General features: G+C 71.4%; 17 protein-coding genes. 8 read left to right on the top strand and 9 right to left on the bottom strand.

Annotated features, from left to right (window positions below):
- The first annotated feature begins 71 nt into the window (after nt 1-71).
- The 3 genes from ACFVT2_RS35450 to ACFVT2_RS35440 all read left to right on the top strand — a co-directional run bounded on the left by ACFVT2_RS35450 (nt 72) and on the right by ACFVT2_RS35440 (nt 4,580).
- A complete protein-coding gene (locus tag ACFVT2_RS35450; protein WP_390024811.1) occupies nt 72-998 on the top strand; it encodes an NADP-dependent oxidoreductase in 927 nt (308 codons plus the stop codon).
- 368 nt (nt 999-1,366) lie between these two features.
- A complete protein-coding gene (locus ACFVT2_RS35445; RefSeq protein WP_390024809.1) occupies nt 1,367-3,649 on the top strand; it encodes an acetate--CoA ligase family protein in 2,283 nt (760 codons plus the stop codon).
- Nucleotides 3,650-3,728: 79 nt separating this feature from the next.
- Nucleotides 3,729-4,580, top strand: a complete 852-nt coding sequence (locus tag ACFVT2_RS35440) for an enoyl-CoA hydratase/isomerase family protein (protein ID WP_390024807.1) — start codon at nt 3,729-3,731, stop codon at nt 4,578-4,580.
- A 45-nt stretch (nt 4,581-4,625) separates the two neighbouring features.
- Here the strand turns inward: ACFVT2_RS35440 and ACFVT2_RS35435 are convergent, their stop codons facing one another.
- A complete protein-coding gene (locus ACFVT2_RS35435) occupies nt 4,626-5,252 on the bottom strand; it encodes a hypothetical protein (protein ID WP_390024805.1) in 627 nt (208 codons plus the stop codon).
- 8 nt (nt 5,253-5,260) lie between these two features.
- Nucleotides 5,261-5,944 (bottom strand): RNA polymerase sigma factor, encoded by a 684-nt coding sequence (locus ACFVT2_RS35430; protein WP_390024803.1) that lies wholly within the window; start codon nt 5,942-5,944, stop codon nt 5,261-5,263.
- 213 nt (nt 5,945-6,157) lie between these two features.
- Here ACFVT2_RS35430 and ACFVT2_RS35425 point away from each other — a divergent pair, with 213 nt between their 5' ends.
- Nucleotides 6,158-6,775 (top strand): flavin reductase family protein, encoded by a 618-nt coding sequence (locus ACFVT2_RS35425; protein ID WP_390024801.1) that lies wholly within the window; start codon nt 6,158-6,160, stop codon nt 6,773-6,775.
- A 68-nt stretch (nt 6,776-6,843) separates the two neighbouring features.
- Here the strand turns inward: ACFVT2_RS35425 and ACFVT2_RS35420 are convergent, their stop codons facing one another.
- The 3 genes from ACFVT2_RS35420 to ACFVT2_RS35410 all read right to left on the bottom strand — a co-directional run bounded on the left by ACFVT2_RS35420 (nt 6,844) and on the right by ACFVT2_RS35410 (nt 8,047).
- Nucleotides 6,844-7,245 carry a hypothetical protein gene (locus tag ACFVT2_RS35420; RefSeq protein ID WP_390024799.1) on the bottom strand — a complete coding sequence of 134 codons (402 nt, stop codon included), beginning with the start codon at nt 7,243-7,245 and terminating at the stop codon, nt 6,844-6,846.
- The gene (locus tag ACFVT2_RS35415) at nt 7,242-7,475 is read right to left on the bottom strand and encodes a hypothetical protein (protein ID WP_390024797.1); all 234 of its coding nucleotides are present in this window, start codon (nt 7,473-7,475) and stop codon (nt 7,242-7,244) included. The genes ACFVT2_RS35420 and ACFVT2_RS35415 overlap by 4 nt, the downstream gene beginning before the upstream one ends.
- Nucleotides 7,476-7,552: 77 nt before the next feature.
- A complete protein-coding gene (locus tag ACFVT2_RS35410; RefSeq protein ID WP_390024795.1) occupies nt 7,553-8,047 on the bottom strand; it encodes an ATP-binding protein in 495 nt (164 codons plus the stop codon).
- 187 nt (nt 8,048-8,234) lie between these two features.
- Here ACFVT2_RS35410 and ACFVT2_RS35405 point away from each other — a divergent pair, with 187 nt between their 5' ends.
- Both ACFVT2_RS35405 and ACFVT2_RS35400 read left to right on the top strand, forming a co-directional pair.
- The gene (locus tag ACFVT2_RS35405; protein ID WP_390024793.1) at nt 8,235-9,086 is read left to right on the top strand and encodes a helix-turn-helix transcriptional regulator; all 852 of its coding nucleotides are present in this window, start codon (nt 8,235-8,237) and stop codon (nt 9,084-9,086) included.
- A gap of 10 nt (nt 9,087-9,096) precedes the next feature.
- Nucleotides 9,097-9,324 carry a DUF397 domain-containing protein gene (locus tag ACFVT2_RS35400; protein ID WP_390024791.1) on the top strand — a complete coding sequence of 76 codons (228 nt, stop codon included), beginning with the start codon at nt 9,097-9,099 and terminating at the stop codon, nt 9,322-9,324.
- 106 nt (nt 9,325-9,430) lie between these two features.
- Here the strand turns inward: ACFVT2_RS35400 and ACFVT2_RS35395 are convergent, their stop codons facing one another.
- Both ACFVT2_RS35395 and ACFVT2_RS35390 read right to left on the bottom strand, forming a co-directional pair.
- Entirely contained in the window at nt 9,431-10,762 is a 1,332-nt protein-coding gene (locus ACFVT2_RS35395) for an MFS transporter (RefSeq protein ID WP_390024789.1), read from the bottom strand.
- A 121-nt stretch (nt 10,763-10,883) separates the two neighbouring features.
- Nucleotides 10,884-11,612, bottom strand: a complete 729-nt coding sequence (locus tag ACFVT2_RS35390) for a TetR/AcrR family transcriptional regulator (protein WP_390024787.1) — start codon at nt 11,610-11,612, stop codon at nt 10,884-10,886.
- 139 nt (nt 11,613-11,751) lie between these two features.
- Between ACFVT2_RS35390 and ACFVT2_RS35385 the strand changes: the two genes are divergently transcribed.
- Both ACFVT2_RS35385 and ACFVT2_RS35380 read left to right on the top strand, forming a co-directional pair.
- Nucleotides 11,752-13,206: a serine hydrolase domain-containing protein gene (locus ACFVT2_RS35385; RefSeq protein WP_390024785.1), complete on the top strand. Its 1,455-nt coding sequence runs from the start codon at nt 11,752-11,754 to the stop codon at nt 13,204-13,206.
- 137 nt (nt 13,207-13,343) lie between these two features.
- Entirely contained in the window at nt 13,344-14,081 is a 738-nt protein-coding gene (locus tag ACFVT2_RS35380; protein ID WP_390024783.1) for an alpha/beta fold hydrolase, read from the top strand.
- Nucleotides 14,082-14,181: 100 nt separating this feature from the next.
- On the opposite strand, the gene ACFVT2_RS35375 is transcribed toward ACFVT2_RS35380, so the two are convergent.
- Together ACFVT2_RS35375 and ACFVT2_RS35370 are read right to left on the bottom strand one after the other, a co-directional pair.
- On the bottom strand, nt 14,182-15,264 hold the full coding sequence (locus ACFVT2_RS35375) for a Zn-dependent alcohol dehydrogenase (protein WP_390024781.1): 1,083 nt from the start codon (nt 15,262-15,264) through the stop codon (nt 14,182-14,184).
- Nucleotides 15,261-16,460, bottom strand: a complete 1,200-nt coding sequence (locus ACFVT2_RS35370) for an acyl-CoA dehydrogenase family protein (protein ID WP_390024779.1) — start codon at nt 16,458-16,460, stop codon at nt 15,261-15,263. Before ACFVT2_RS35370 ends, ACFVT2_RS35375 begins: the two co-directional genes overlap by 4 nt.
- Nucleotides 16,461-16,568: the final 108 nt, after the last annotated feature.

Below are 16,568 nucleotides of genomic sequence, written 5' to 3'. Positions count from 1 at the left end.
GACGGTCCCGCAGAGGTGAGCGACTGCAAGCTCTCCTGCTGAACGACTGACTACGCGTATGGAGGTTGTCCGTGTTTGCTATGCAATACCACCGCTACGGCGGTTCCGAAGTCCTCTGCATGGAGGAGGTCGAAGAGCCGCACGCCGGGCCCGGTCAGGTCCGCATCGCGGTGCGTGCCACCGGCGTCACCCCCGCTGACTGGTACCTGCGTTCAGGGACGCTGCGGGACATCGCCACCCTGGACTTCCCCCACATCCCCGGCATGGATGCCGCCGGAATAGTCGACGAGGTGGGAGAGGGGGTGACCGGCACCGCCGTGGGGGACGAGGTCTTCGGCCTCGTCCCCTTCGTGGATCAGGGAGGCGCCGCGGCCCAGTACGCCGTCCTTGAGGCATGGGCACCCAAGCCTCAGTCATGGTCTTTCGAGGAAGCGGGTGGCGCCGCGGGCAACATCGACACAGCCATGCGTGTACTGGAGGCCCTGGCAGCCGCCGAGGGCATGACCTTGCTGATCGATGGTGCCGCCGGAGGCGTCGGCACCATCACCGCGCAACTCGCCCAGGCTCGCGGCCTCGACGTGATCGGCACCGCGAGCGAAGGCAACCACGGCTTCCTCGACCAGCTCGGCGTCGTTCCGGTCACCTACGGGGCGGGGCTGGCCGATCGCCTTGCCCCACTGGCTCCGCACGGGGTCGACGTGGTTCTGGACGCGGCCGGTAAGGGCTCTCTTGGCGAACTGGTGGCCATCGCCGGCGACCCGCACCGCGTGGTGACCATCGCAGACTTCGACGCCGACCGACACGGAGTGCGGTACTCCCGCTCCCAAGCAGGAGAGTCGCCGGGCTGGGCAGGACTGCCACTGGCGGCCGATCTCGCCGACCGCGGACGCCTCACCGTCCCGCTGCACGCCGTGTTCCCGTTGAAGGAGACCGCCACAGCTCACGACGCCAGCGCCACCGGCCACGCGCGCGGCAAGATCGTCATCACCGTGCCCTGACAGCCGTGGGCCTGGTCGCGCTCGCCGCCTACCGCCTGGCGACCGGGTATGTCCCGTCGCAGCGCACCTGTCAGGTGGTGGTCCGCCGACCTGCCGGGGACACGAGAAGGTGCTTTCACTCGAACGAGGTACGGCAACGGCCTGCGAATCTCACGGCCAATGTCGGATCCGACTTGGATCCGACATTGGCCGTGAGATTCCGACACGAAATTTGAGACCCTACAGCCCGACCGCCGCCCCGAAGCTTTACCGCGCACACCCATTCCTGACACGACGTCAGTTCAGTAATCTGACTATGCGTCAGCTACTGCTGAGCGCGGTACGGCGCGCAGTCCACGAGAGCCGTCACACAGGAGCGGGCGTCTGCGATGCTTGGATCGACTCACGGCACCCTCACCACGCACTCCCGGCCGGCCCGCGTCGTGGCCTGCGGGGAGCACCCACCCCACACCGTCCACGGCATCAGCGACCCCGGCATCGCCGACGGCCCGCGGCTCGCCGGCGACGACGGCACCACCACCGGCCCGGCCGGCGCCGACCAGGACGTCAGCGGCCGCCCGTTGTACGCACCCGTACCCGACCTGGACCGCTTCTTCCGGCCCGAGTCGGTGGCCGTGATCGGCGCCTCGGACAGCGAGGGCCGACCCAACACCGGCATCACCCGCCAACTGATCGCCTGGGCGGAACGGGTCGGCGCCCGGCTCCACCCCGTCAACCCCGGACGCGAGCAGGTCTTCGGCCTGCCCTGCTACGCCGGTGTCGCCGACCTGCCGGAGACCGTCGACCTCGCGGTGCTGCTGGTCGGCGACCCGCTGCCGGTCATCGGGCAACTGGCCGAGGCCAAGGTGAAGTTCGCGGTCGCCTTCGCCTCCGGATTCGCCGAGACCGGCGAGGACGGCGCGGCCGCCCAGGCCCGGCTGGCCGACGCCGTGGCCCGTTCCGGCCTGCGGCTGCTCGGGCCCAACACCAACCTCAACGCCTTCGAGAAGTTCCGGCAGGACCTCGACGGTCCGGCCATCGCCCTGATCACCCAGTCAGGCCACCAGGGCCGGCCGGTCTTCACCCTCCAGGAACTGGGCATCCGCCTCTCGCACTGGGCCCCGACCGGCAACGAGGCCGATCTGGAGACCGCCGACTTCCTCTCCTACTTCGCCTCCCGCCCCGAGGTCGGCGCGATCGCCGCGTATGTGGAAGGGCTCAAGGACGGCCGCAGCTTCCTGCTCGCCGCCGACCGCGCCGCCCGCAACAAGGTGCCGGTGGTCGTCGTCAAGGTCGGCCGCACCGAGACCGGCGCCCGGACCGCCGCCTCCCACACCGGCAAGCTCACCGGCGCGGACGAGGTGGTGGACGCCGCGCTGCGGCAGTTCGGCGTGATCCGGGTGGACGGGCTCGACGAGCTCCAGGACACCGCGGCGCTGCTGGCCCGCGCCAAGAAACCCACCGCCGAGGGCGTCGCGGTCTATTCGATCTCCGGCGGCACCGGCGCCCACTTCGCCGACCTGGCGACCGCGGCGGGCCTGGCCCTGCCCACCCTGTCCGACGCCAAGCAGACCGAACTCCACCAGTGGATACCGGACTACCTCAACGTCACCAACCCGATCGACAACGGCGGGCACCCGGTGGGCGACTGGCGCGGCCGCAAGATCATCGACGCGATCCTCGCCGACCCGTCCGTCGGCGTCCTGATCTGCCCGATCACCGGCCCCTTCCCGCCCATGAGCGACAAGCTGGCGCAGGACCTCGTCGACGCGGCGGAGGAGTCGGACAAGCTGGTGTGCGTCGTCTGGGGCTCGCCGGTCGGCACCGAGGACGCCTATCGCCGCACCCTCCTCGGTTCCTCCCGCGTGGCGACCTTCCGCACCTTCGCCAACTGCATCACCGCCGTCCGCGCCTATCTGGACCACCACCGCTTCACCGCCCACTACCGCTCGCCCTTCGACGACGCCCCCCGCGTGCTCTCCCCCTCGGCCCGCAAGGCCCAGGCCCTGCTGCGCCCCGGCCAGCAGCTCAGCGAGCACGCGGCGAAGCAGCTGCTGCGCGCCTACGGCATCCGCGTACCGCGGGAACAGCTGGTGACCAGCGCGGCGGCGGCCGTCCGGGCGGCGAGCCTGGTGGGCTATCCGGTGGTGATGAAGGGCTCCGGTCCGGAACTGGCCCACAAGACCGAACTCGGGCTGGTCAAGGTCGGGTTGACCTCGGCCAGCCAGGTCCGGGACGCCTACCGCGAACTGACCGACATCGCGCGCTACGAGGACCTGCCGCTGGACGGCGTCCTCGTCTGCCAGATGATCGAACGGGGCGTCGAGATGGTCGTCGGCGTCACCCCCGACCCGCTCTTCGGGCCGACCGTCTCCGTCGGCCTCGGCGGGGTGCTCGTGGAGGTCCTCCAGGACCTCGCGGTCGGCGTCCCGCCCTTCGGAGAGGAACACGCCCGCACCATGCTCCGCGGACTGCGCGGCCACGCCCTCCTGGAGGGCGTCCGCGGGATGCCGCCCGCGGACACCGACGCACTGGTCGAAACCGTCCTGCGGGTACAGCGGATGGCCCTCGAACTCGACGGCGAACTGGCCGAGTTGGACATCAACCCCCTGGTCGTCCTGCCCCGCGGCCAGGGCGCGGTGGCACTGGACGCCCTCGCGGTGTGCCACTGACCGCAGGACCGCCGACGCCGGTACCGCTCCCGGCCCCGGCCGCGCCCCCGTCCACCCACTCCCCCGGAGCCACTCCCCCATGACACCCGCACCGTCCCCCCGTTCCGATCCCGCCTCCGAACCGACCGAACCTGCCGAACCCGCTGACTCCTTGATACTCCACGCCACTGACAACGGCGTCGCCCAGCTCACCCTCAACCGCCCCGCCGCCCTCAACGCCCTCACCTGGGACATGCGCGAACGCCTCATCGCCCTGCTCGCCGACGCCTCCGCCGATCCGGACGTCCGCGTCGTCGTGCTCACCGCGACCGGCAAGGGCTTCTGCGCCGGCGCCGACCTGCGCGGCGCGCCGGCCACCGGCGACCGGGTCGCAGGCGATGTCGCACGGATGATCCGCGGCGGCGCCCAACGCTTCATCGCCGCCGTACTGGACTGCGAGAAACCGGTGATCGCCGCCGTCAACGGCACCGCCGCCGGGATCGGCGCCCACCTCGCGTTCGCCTGCGACCTGGTACTGGCCGCCGAATCGGCCCGCTTCATCGAGGTGTTCGTCCGCCGCGGCCTGGTCCCGGACGGCGGCGGCGCCTACCTGCTGCCGCGGCTCATCGGCCCCCAGCGCGCCAAGGAGCTGATGTTCTTCGGGGACGCCGTACCGGCCGCCGACGCCGCACGGCTCGGCCTGGTCAACCGGGTCGTCCCCGACGGGGAGCTGGCGAAGACCGCCCGGGAGTGGGCCGAACGCCTCGCCGCCGGCCCCACCCGCGCCCTCGCCCTCACCAAAGCGCTGGTCAACGCCTCGCTCGACGGCGGCCGTGGGGCGTCCTTCGCGGCCGAGGCCACCGCCCAGGAGATCAACATGACGACGGCGGACGCCCAGGAAGGCGTCGCCTCCTTCGTCGAACGCCGCCGGCCTACGTACCGGGGCAGTTGACGCCCGCCCCAGTTCCCCCGCGCACCCGGCTCCCGCCCGTCGACCTCATCCGCCGTCCGCCGGACACTCCGGCACCTCCCGGGTATTACGGGTGCGCACCCCCGGCAGCCACCCCTCCGCCCCCTCCCCCGTGCGCACCCGGTACCAGCGGGAGGAGGTGACCCCCTCCTCGTCCCGCACCAACTGCCCGTCCGTCACCACGCACCGGGCCGCCAGCACCTCGCCGTGCCACACCCGCCCCGCGGTGTTGCCGCGCGCCGCGTACGCCCGGTGCGGGTCCTTGGCCAGCCGCAGCGCGCACTCCATGGTGTGCGGGGTACGGCACGCCGCCTCGCTGTTGTAGACCGTGAGCGGCACCGTCAGGGGCGGCCCGGCCGGCCTGACGTCCGCGGCCCCGGGTCGTAGCAGCACCCACCAGACGCCGAGGACGACCGCCGCCACGGCTGCCGCGACCGCCACCACGACGGCATACGGGTGCCACTGCGGCAACCACGCCACGACGAGCCGCCCCCTGGACTCCGAAGTGGCCGCCGAACTCCCGATCTCCGCCGGCTCCTTGACCCGCTCCCACAGCCCCCCGGGCGTCTCGATCTCCTCGTCGGCCGCCCGCAGCTTCGCCCGCAGCAGCGCCTCGACCTCGCCGTCCCCGCCGTACCGTGGCCCCGCGCCCATCGTGCCGCTCACCTCCCGGCCTGCCCGTGCTCCGATTCAACGAGGTACGCGCGCAGCCTGTCCAGGGCACGGGCCCGATGCCTGGCGGCGGTGCCGCGATGCACCTTCATGATCTTCGCGGCCTGGTCGATCGTGTACCCGTCCAGATCGACGAGGATCACGATCCCCGCCTGCCGGTGCGACAGCCGTCCCAGCAGCCGCACCGCCTCCAGCTCCGCGTGCCGCCGCCCCACCCCGCCGTCCCACCCGCCGAACCCGCCCCCGCCCCCCGGCACCGCACCGGCACCGTCCGCCTCGGCCACCTCCTCCACTCCCTCCACCAGAACCTGCCGCCGCTCCTTGCGGTAGGCGTCCCGGGCGACACTGAGGACGGCGGTGAAGGCGTAGGCGTACGGCTCCGGGTGGGCGAGGAAGCGCTGCGGGCGGGCGGCGAGCTTGAGGTACGCCTCGTGCACCACGTCCTCCGCCGACTGCCGCGTCCCGGCGAGCATCACGGCCCGCCGATAGAGCCGCGGCAGCAGTCCGCAGAAGACCTCGTCGAACGCCGCAGCCTCGCCGGGCCCGGCCCCGGCGCCCGGCGGTCCGGACGCACCGGACGGCGTCGACAGCGCGGACGGACCGACCGGCCCCTCCGGACGGGCCTCCCGGGGCCCGGTGGCCGACCAGGAGGTCGGCGGTGTCGCATCGGCCATGACCGGAACACTCCCCCGTGCTTGGCTACGGCGCGGCCGAGGTGGAAGTACCCGAGCGCTCGGCAGCCAATCAGGAACGCGGCCACCAATCTCCCCCGAACCACCATGATCCAGCCTGCGTTTCCCGACCAAACCACCCATGCGGGTGGCGCCCACCCCTTCCGATCTGACGCTCCATCAGTTTCAATGGGCGGCATGATGGGACACGCCGGAATGGCGGCCACAGCCATCCGCTACCTCCGCTCCGTCGGCGCCCCCACCACCGCCGCGCCGCCGGCCACCCCCGCCCGCGCCACCGCCGCGCGCCCCCCGTTGCGCGCCGTACGCGACGACGAGCGCGCCCCCTTGGACCCGGCCGAATTCCGCTCCGTACTGGGCCACTTCGCGAGCGGCGTCACGATCATCACGGCCCCCGGAGAGGCAGGCCCGGCCGGTTTCGCCTGCCAGTCCTTCGCCTCCCTCTCCCTGGACCCGCCCCTGGTGGCGTTCATGGTGGGCCGCACCTCGACGACCTGGCCGCGCCTCGCGCAGGCCGGCGTCTTCTGCGTGAACGTCCTCGGCGCCGCACAGGGCGACCTCTGCCGCGGGTTCGCCGTCAGCGGCGCCGACAAGTTCGCCGGCGTCCACCACACCCCGGCCCCGGCCACCGGCTCCCCCCGCCTCGCGGACGTCCCCGCCTGGATCGACTGCACGATCCACGCCGTCCACACCGGCGGCGACCACCACATCGTCGTCGGCCGCGTCGAGGCCCTCGGCACCGACCCGACCGCCGCGACGAACGGCCCACTGCTGTTCCACCGGGGGACGTTCGGACGGTTCACCACCCCGTAGGCCACCGGTAGCCCCCTCGGCCTACGGAGTCGGCAGCCCACAGGCCGCCTACCGGAACCCCGCGCCCGTCACCGACAGAACGTCGAAGCTGCCGGCGCCCGTTCACCCGCTCCCACACACCGCGGCCCCGTACGACTGACGACGGGCAGGAAGAGCACCGGCCGGGCCGACCACTCCACCCACACCCCGCCGCAGTCGAGCGCCAACCCGCACGACTCGCCCCGGTACAGCGCGGCAACCGCCCCCACCTGCCCGCCACCGTCGCCCGCCACCCGGCGCAACGCCCGCCACCGCGCCCGCCCACCGGCCACCCCGCCGACCAACCGCCGCGCATCCGCACGGATCGCCCGCACGGCACGCACCGGATCGGCGACGGCCCACGCCGACCACGACGCGACCTCCTCCGCGCGCACCGACCGGTACACCACCCGCTCGCACCACACTCCCGCCGCACCGAACCCCCCGCTCACGCCGCCAGCCACGCCGACCCCCGCACGTCCACCCAGGACACCCCCTCGCGCCGGGCGACCAGGTCATAGGCGCACCCGTCCCCGTCAACGACCGTCAGCCGTACCGGGCTTCCGTACTCCAGCGCACTCACCGCCGCCGCGAACTCCACCCCTTCCCCGAGCCACGCCGGCACCCCACCCTCGTACGGCGCGCCTAACTGCTGCGCCACCTGCCGCGCCCGCGTCCGCATCCACCCCACGGCCCGACGAGGCGAGGACGACGCCCACCCGCCGAGCCGGATCGTCGCCCCGTCCGGGCACCGCACCGTCACCTCCGCCCGATACCTGGCCACGCCCCCGATACGGCCAACTCCGCCCACACGATCTTTCCGATGCCGTCCGGCTCCACGCCCCAGCCACTTGCCAAGGCATCCACGAGCACCAACCCACGACCACATTCCGCGGCCTCCCTTCCCGTCTCTTCTGCCTCTTCCGCCTGCTTGCCGCTGCTCACGGGACGGCCGCCACTCCCGTCCCGCACCTCCAGCCGCACCCGCCGCCCACCGCCCTCCCACGCGAACCGGACGCCGACCCAGGTACCGCCGCCGGCCGCCTGTGCCCGCACGGCATTGGTCACCAGCTCCGACACCAACAGCTCGGCAGATCCGACCAGTTCACCGGGAAACCCCCACTGCTCCAGCTGCCGCCGCAGCTCTCTACGGACCCAGCCGACGCTGCGGGGTTCGCTCGGTAAGCGGTAGGCAACTGAGGTCGGCGTGGCAGATGCGACGCGTGATGCGGCTGGCCGAGCGCGTGTGGACATGGCTATCCCCTTGCTGCGCATGACGGAGCGACGAGCATTTCGAGCGGTCACCGAACGGACACGCTCTGCAACTGGGCACTAGAGTGCTCGGCGCTCACGGTTTTGGCAAGTGCGCCATTGTCACTAGTGCCAGTTACTTGGCCGACCGCTAGTGTTCGGGTAACGAGCCGCTCAGGAGGGGTACTTCATGGCCGGAACGCGTCCGACGGTCCGACGACGACGCCTTGCAGCAAAGCTGGTCGAGTTCCGGGAGCAGGCAGGAAAGTCTCCACAGGAGGCAGCCGAACGCATCGGATGCCACCGCACGAAGATCAACAAGATTGAGAACGCCCGACTGGGGATTTCGCTGGGCGAACTGCGCGATCTGCTGCGGTTCTACGAAGTGGACGATGCCGCCCAGGTCGACGACATGGTGGAGCTGGCCCGTCGGAAGAGGGAGCCCGACTGGGTCCAACGTGCGGCCCTCATCCGACCATCCATCGCGGACCTCATTCATTACGAGCAGACGGCCGCCTGCATCCGTTCGTTCCACAACACCCTCATCACCGGGCTCTTGCAAACCCCCGATTACGCACATGCCGTGCTTTCCACTCGGCCGACGACCCTTGGGGACGACGGGATAGAGGCATTGCTGGAGGCCCGCATGAAGCGGCAAGAGGTCTTGCAGCGAGCCGAACCACCTCGCCTGATCGTGATCGAGAACGAATCGGCGCTCCGCGTCGAAGTGGGCGGCAGCCAAGTCATGCGTAAGCAGTTGGAACATCTGGAGGGCATGGCTGATCACCCAGCAGTTGAGCTCCGGGTCATCCCTGATCGCGCAGGAGCTCATGCGGGCCTGAACAGCGCATTCGTGCTCTTCAGCTTTCGGAATCCGACCTATGCCGAGGTTACTTCCGTGGAGCACCGTACGGGAATGCTCTACATGGAGGACCAGGCAGAGACGTCCCAATACGCGGCCATCTTCGTTGAGCTCCAAGCGATCGCATTGAGCCCCGCGGACACACTCGACCTGATCGCGCGACTACGACGGGCACGATAACCACAGTTCCGTGAGAGAGGCAGCAATGCTGAACGTCCCCGATCTTGCCGGCATCACATGGCACAAGAGCAGCTACAGCTCTGATGGCGGAGACTGCGTCGAGGTCGCCGACGGCATCCCCGGCGTCATACCCGTACGCGACAGCAAGGACCCCATAGTTCCCCATCTCGCCTTCGGCGTTGCCGCCTGGGCCTCCTTCGTCGACGACGTGAAGCGCAGCGCGGCGACGGTCGGCTGAGGCGCCGGAGTGCCCCGCACCACCGAGCCCCGGTCCCTCTCGGACCGGGGCTCGCTGACGTGCGTGACCGGCAAAGACAAGGCGCGGCAGCCCAGATGACGCGCGCTCAGACTGTGACGGCCGCCGTCCTCCCCCGCAACACCAATGCCATCAGTGCCGCCACCGCGCACAGGGCGCCCGAGGCGTACCAGACCGGGTCGTAGGTGCCGAGGGCGTCGCGGGCCAGGCCGCCCAGGAAGGCGATGAGGGCGGCGCCGACCTGGTGGGCGGCGAGGACCCAGCCGAAGACGATGGCGCTGTCGTCGCCGTAGTGGGCGCGGCAGAGGGCGAGGGTCGGCGGGACGGTGGCGACCCAGTCCAGGCCGTAGAAGACGATGAAGAAGACCATCGGGGGATGGACGGTGGCGGAGAGGAGGAAGGGGAGGAAGAGGAGGGAGAGGCCGCGGAGGGCGTAGTAGACGGCGAGGAGGCGGCGGGTGTCGAAGCGGTCGGTGAGCCAGCCGGAGCCGATGGTGCCGGCGATGTCGAAGACGCCGATCACGGCGAGGAGCGAGGCGGCCGCCGTCATGGGCATGCCGTGGTCGTGGGCGGCGGGCACGAAGTGGGTCTTGACCAGGCCGTTCGTGGTGGCGCCGCAGATCGCGAAGGTGCCGGACAGCAGCCAGAAGGGGGTCGTGCGGGCCGCCGAGAAGAGGGCGCTCAGGGCGCGGCGGGCGGCGCCGCGCTGCGGGGGCGGCTTGGGGACGAACTCCTCGGAGCCGTAGGGGGTGGTGCCGACGTCGGCGGGGTGGTCGCGCAGCAGGAGCCACACCAGGGGGACGACGGCGAGGGCGGCGAGGGCGACGGTCACGGCGGCCGGACGCCAGGAGTGGCGCTCGACGATCATCGACAGGAGCGGCAGGAAGACCAGCTGGCCGGAGGCGCCGGCCGCGGTCAGGATGCCGGTGACCAGGCCGCGGCGGGCGATGAACCAGCGGTTGGTGACGGTCGCGGCGAAGGCCAGGGCCATCGAGCCGCTCCCCAGGCCGACCAACACGCCCCACAGCAGGATGAGTTGCCAGCTGGTGGTCATGAAGACGGTGAGGCCGGCGCCGGCCGCGATCACGGTCAGCGCGGCGGTCACCACCCGGCGGATGCCGAAGCGGTCCATCAGGGCGGCGGCGAACGGCGCGGTCAGCCCGTAGAGGGCGAGGTTGACCGAGATCGCGAGGCCGATGGTGCCGCGCGACCAGTGGAACTCCTCGTGCAGCGGGTCGATCAGCAGGCCGGGCAGGGAGGCGAAGCCGGCCGCGCCGATGAGGGTGAGGAAGGTGACGGCGGCGACCGACCAGGCGCGGTGCGGACGCCGCCGGGCGGGGGCCGGACCGGGCGGCGGCGTCGCGCTCACGGGGGCGGCGGCGTCGGTGTGTACGGGTGGCTCGGGCGATATGCGGGTCACCCGAGCAGCTTCGGGGAGCCGGCCCGGCCGAACGAGTGGCCTAAGGGTCAGCCATCGTAAGGATCGGGCCAGCCGCCCACGCTTCCGGTGCTGCCGCCCGGCCCTGGTACCGCAACCGCAACTAGGGCGCGAGTCGGGCCGCCAGGCCATCGAGGACGCGGTCGAGCCCGTACGCGAAGCTGTCGTCGCGGATCCGCTGCGGGTGCACGTCCTGCTGGGCGGAGCTTCCCGCGCGCAGCCGCGGGTGCTCCTGCGCGGCCTCGTCGAAGGCCGGCCGCAGGCCCGCCACCCACTCCTGCTCGGTCTTGCCGCTGCGGGCGATCAGCGAGAGGTACGCGGCCTCGGCGGTCGCGATCCCGATGACGTACGCCATGAGTGTGCCCATGGCCTGGTCCATCTCGTCCGCGGGGAAGCCCGCCGCCTCGAACTGCGCGAGCAGCGCCGACGACATCCGCATGGCGTTCGGGCCGATGTGGACGAGGCCGACCTGGCCCAGTTCGGGGGCGATCCACGGGTGGCGCAGGGTCATCGCCCGCAGTTCGGTGGCGGTGCGGGTGACGGCCGCGCGCCACCGGGTCCCGTCGACGGCGGTGGGTACGTCCGGTTCGCCGTAGACGTCGTCCACGACCAGCTCGATCAGCTCGTCCTTGTTGGCCACGTGCCGGTACAGGGAGGTGGCCGCCGTACCCAGGCGGGTGCCGAGCTTGCGCATGCTGAGCTCCTCGACGCCCTCCGCGTCCAGCAGGCGGATCGCTTCGGCGACGATCTGCTCGCGGGTCAGGTGTTCCCGCTGCCGGGGGCGGGACCGGGTCCACACCGAGGCGGTCGGCTTCTTCTCGTCGGCTGGCATGCGGCCCCTCATCTCTACTCGTCCCACGTCTGTCGTCCCCACCACGCTAGCGCACGCCGTACGCATCTTGCGTACAGCGTTATTCCATGCGTACAGTGTTCACATCGAGAGAACGTCGTACGCACCAGATGGGGCTGACATGTCGAAGAACGTGAGCTGGGACGCGCAGGGCAACTGGGATGCCAAGGGCGCCTGGGGGACCAGGGACTCGGCGGGCAAGAAGCTGGACCTCGTCCACTGGCAGAACCGCCTCGACGCACTGCGCGCCAAGCACCACGTCCCGGCCGCGTCCCTCGCGGTCCTCGTGGACGGGACCGTCCACGAGTTGGCCAGTGGCGTGCTCCACCGCGGCACGGGCGTGACGGCGACGACCGACTCGGTCTTCCAGATGGGCTCGATCGCCAAGATCTACACCGCCACCCTGATCATGCGGCTCGTCGAAGCGGGCCGACTGGACCTGGACGCGCCGGTCGTGGACGTGCTGCCGGAGTTCTCGGTCGCCGACCCCGAGGCGACCAGGACGATCACCACACGCCAGCTGCTCAGCCACACAAGCGGTCTCACCTGCGACTTCACCTACGACAGCGGGCGCGGCGACGACTGCCTCGCCAAGTACGTCGAGGCCGCCAAGGACGTGGCGCTCGACTGCCCGCCCGGCACCGCGATCTCCTACAGCGGCATCGGGTACAACGTGCTCGGCCGGATCATCGAGGTGATCACGGGCCAGGTCTGGGACGAGGCCCTCAAGGACCTGCTCCTCACCCCGCTCGGCCTCACGCACACGATGACGCTTCCCGAGGAGGCGCTGCGGTTCCGCGCGGCGATGGGGCACCTGGGCGAAGCGGGCCAGGACCCGGACCCGGCGCCGTCCTGGGACCTGATGCCGCGCTCGGCCGGCCCCTACGGCAGGGTCATCGCCACGGCCGGGGACGTCGCGCGGCTCGCGCAGATGCACCTCAACGGCGGCGTGGCGCAGGACGGCACGCGCGTGCTCTCCGAGGAGACGGTCGCGCTGATGCAGCGGCGCGTGGTCGACTCCCCCGACAAGTGGACCGTCAGCGCGGACGGTTGGGGCCTGGGCTGGACCCTGTACGACTGGAACGGCGTCCAGGGATACGGGCACGACGGCGCCTCGATCGGGCAGTACGGCTATCTGCGCGTGGTGCCCTCGGCGGGCGTCGCGGTCGCGCTGCTCACCAACGGCGGCGGTGCGCGCGAACTGTACGCGGCGCTCTACCGGGAACTCCTCGCCGAGTTGGCCGAGGTGACGATGCCGGAGCCCTTCGCCCCGCCGGCCCAGCCGCCCGTGGTCGACTTCACGCCGTTCGTCGGCACGTACCGGCGCGAGGGCGTGGTCATCACCGTGACCGAGCGGGACGGTGCGGGCCACGCGGTGTACGAGTTCGTAGACGGTATGAAGGACTTCTCCGAGCCCCTGGACATAGACCTGGTACCGGTGACGGAGACGGTCTTCGCGGGGACCGGGGTGGGCGCGGCGTTCAGCGAGGACTACATGCCCGTGGTCTTCTCCACCCTGGAGGACGGCACGGCCTGCGTCTACATCGGTATGCGCTGCGGCCCCAAGGTCGCCTAGGTCGCCTAAGTCGCCTAGGTCGCCGGGAAGACGCCGTCGGCCGCCCGGAATCTAGGACAGCCGGTGTCCGCCATCATGGCTAGCCTGGCGTCCAACGCAGCAGGGCAAGCACAGGGCAAGCACACAGGGGGGCGGCCATGGCAGAGATCGTTCTGGTTCCCGGGTTCTGGCTCGGAGCGTGGGCATGGGACGAAGTGACACCGGAGCTGAGGGCGGCGGGCCATGACGTCCACCCGCTCACGCTGACCGGCCTGGCCGACCGCGCAGCCGAGGCCACCCCCGATGTGGACGTCTACACACACGTGGACGACATCGTCCGTCTCATCGACGACAACGGTCTGCGGGATGTGGTTCTGGTCGGGCACAGCGGAGCGAACCTGCCGGTTACCGGCGCCGCGGACCGGATCCCGGATCGGATCGCACGGATCGTGTATGTGGACGCGGGACCGTTGCCCGGCGGCATGGCCGTGATCGACTTCAACGAGCCCCAGACGCAGGAAGAGTGGCGCAAGCAGGTCGCGGAGACGGGGGGCGGCTGGCAGCTGCCGGTACCACCGTTCGACCCGGCAGGGGATCCGGACAACCTGGCAGGACTCACCAGCGAACACCTCGCGCGCATAGCCGAGTTGGCCACACCTCAGCCGTTCGCGACCGCCACTCGCCCCCTGGACCGCCCCCTGGTGCCGCCGGACATGCACTGCTCGGTGATCGCCTCGACATTCACCCCCGAACAGGTGCGCATGCTGGCCGGCAGCGGCAACCCGGTCTTCGAGCCGATGGCCGGCATGGACCTGCGCCACCTGCCGACCGGGCACTGGCCGATGTTCTCCCGACCGATCGAACTGGCCTCACTGCTCGACGAGATCGCCCGCTGACCAGCGGCCACCCTCACCAGGACCCCACCCCGAGGCTCCTCGCCGCCGATTCACGCCAGGATCACCAGGCCGTCCACACGACCCGTCGGACACTGCCTAGCTAGCCCGCTCCCCCGCCGAAGACCAGTACCGCCCGCGCCACCCGCCCGTGATGTGCGTCGTCCGCCGCCTTGGCGAAGTCCGTCACCCCGTACGTCGCGGTCACCAACTCGTCCAGCAGCAGCCGCCCTTCGCGGTACAGCCGGGCGTAGAGGGCGATGTCCCGTTGCGGGCGGGCGGAGCCGTAGCGGCAGCCGAGGATGGACTTGTCCAGGTACATGGACGAGACCAGGAAGGACGCCTCGGCGGTGGCCGGCGGGACGCCCAGCAGCACCGCCTGCCCGTGCCGGTCCAGCAGGTCGATCGCCTGCCGGATCAGCCGCGTACTGCCCACGCACTCGAAGGTGTGGTCGGCGCCGGTCGGCAGGATTTCCTTCACCGCCTTGACGCCGTCCGGCACGGCCGACGCGTCGACGAAGTGCGTCGCCCCGAACTGTCGCGCCGCCGCCTCCTTCTCGGGATTGGCGTCCACCGCCACGATCACCGAGGCACCCGCGATCCGCGCGCCCTGGAGCACGTTGAGGCCGATGCCGCCGGCGCCGATCACCACCACCGAGTCCCCGCGGTCCACCCGCGCCCGGTTCAGGACCGCGCCCACACCGGTCAGCACCCCGCACCCGATCAGCGCGGCCGACGTCAGCGGGATCTCCTTCGGGATCTTCACCGCCTGCACCGCCTTGACGACCGTCCGCTCCGCGAACGCCGAGTTCGACGCGAAGTTGTACAGCTCCGCACCGCCCCGCCGGAACGGTGTGCCGGGCATCCCGATCGCCTTGCGGCACATCGTCGGCCGCCCCCGGTCGCACTCCGCGCACGCCCCGCAGTTCGCCAGCGTCGACAGCGCCACATGGTCACCGGGCACCACATGGTTCACGCCCGCCCCTACGGCCTCGACCACCCCCGCGCCCTCGTGCCCCAACACCACCGGCACCGGAAACGGAATCGTCCCGTCGATCACCGACAGGTCGCTGTGGCACAACCCGGCCGCCCGGATCCCCACCAGCACCTCGCCCGGCCCCGGATCCCGCACCTCCAGATCGTCCACGACCCGGACCTGCTCACCATCGAATATGACGCCTTTCATCCCCGCTCCGCTCTGGGCAGGCCGAGCACCCGCTCGGCGATGATGTTGCGCTGGATCTCGTCCGAGCCGCCGTAGATCGTGTCGGCCCGGGTGAACAGGAACAACCTTTGCCACGCGTCGAGTTCGTACGGCGCCGCCGCGGACCACTCACCGGGACCCACGGCGGCGACCGCGCCCCGCACCCGCATCGCCAACTCCCCCAACCGCCGGTGCCACCCGCCCCACAACAGCTTCGCCACGCTCGGCGCCCCCGCATCGCCCGCCGCCCCCAGCGTCCGCAACGCGTTCCACCGCATGACCCTCAACTCGGCCCACTGACGAACGAGTTGCTCATGCAGTACGGGATCGCGCACCGCCCCACCGCGCACCGCCGCAGCAACCACGTCCGCCAACTCCCGTGCGAACCCGATCTGCTGGACGAGCGTCGACACCCCGCGTTCCAGGGCCAGCAGCCCCATCGCCACCCGCCAGCCGGCGCCCTCGCCGCCCACCACGTGGTCGGCACGCGCCACCGCCCCGTCGAAGAACACCTCGTTGAACTCCGCGGTCCCCGACATCTGCCGGATCGGCCGCACCTCGATCCGTCCGGGCTGGTCCATCGGCACCAGCAGGAACGACAGCCCCCGGTGCCGCCGCTCCCCCGGATCCGTCCGCGCCAGGACGAAGCACCAGTCGGCCTCCGCGGCCAACGAGGTCCACACCTTCTGCCCGCTGATCCGGTACCCGGCCCCGTCCCGGACCGCCGCCGTCCGCAGCCCCGCCAGGTCCGACCCCGCCTCCGGCTCGCTGTAGCCCTGGCACCACAGCTCCTCGCCCCGCGCCACGGCCGGCAGGAACCGCTTCCGCTGCGCCTCGTCCCCGTACGCGATCAGGGTCGGCGCCAGCAGGTTCTCCCCGATGTGCCCCACCCGGCCCGGCGCCCCGGCCCGCGCGTACTCCTCCGCCCACACCACCTGCTGCGTCAGCGACCCGGCCCGGTTCCCGTACCCCCCGTACGCCCGGTCCCACCCCAGCCCGATCCACCCCCCACACCCCAACTCCCGCTCCCAGCCCCGCCGGACCCCGACCCCCACATGCTCACTCCCGGGCCCACCCCCCGCCCCCAACGAGGCGAAGGCCCCCACAAGACGAGCCTCCAGCCAAGCCCGCACCTCCCCCCGAAACGCCTCATCCTCGTCACCGAACCCGAACTCCACCGAAACCCTCCCACTCACACCAGCCCCAACGCTCCCCGAACCCACCCACCAACGGGAGGGGACGGGTCTGCGGGGTGGGGGTGAGCCGGACGTAAAGCGAAGCAGTCC

Source organism: Streptomyces sp. NPDC058000, assembly GCF_042886435.1.
Taxonomy (GTDB): Bacteria; Actinomycetota; Actinomycetes; order Streptomycetales; family Streptomycetaceae; genus Streptomyces.
Note: the sequence above shows the minus strand (reverse complement) of the source record. Positions and strands in the feature narration are given on the sequence as shown.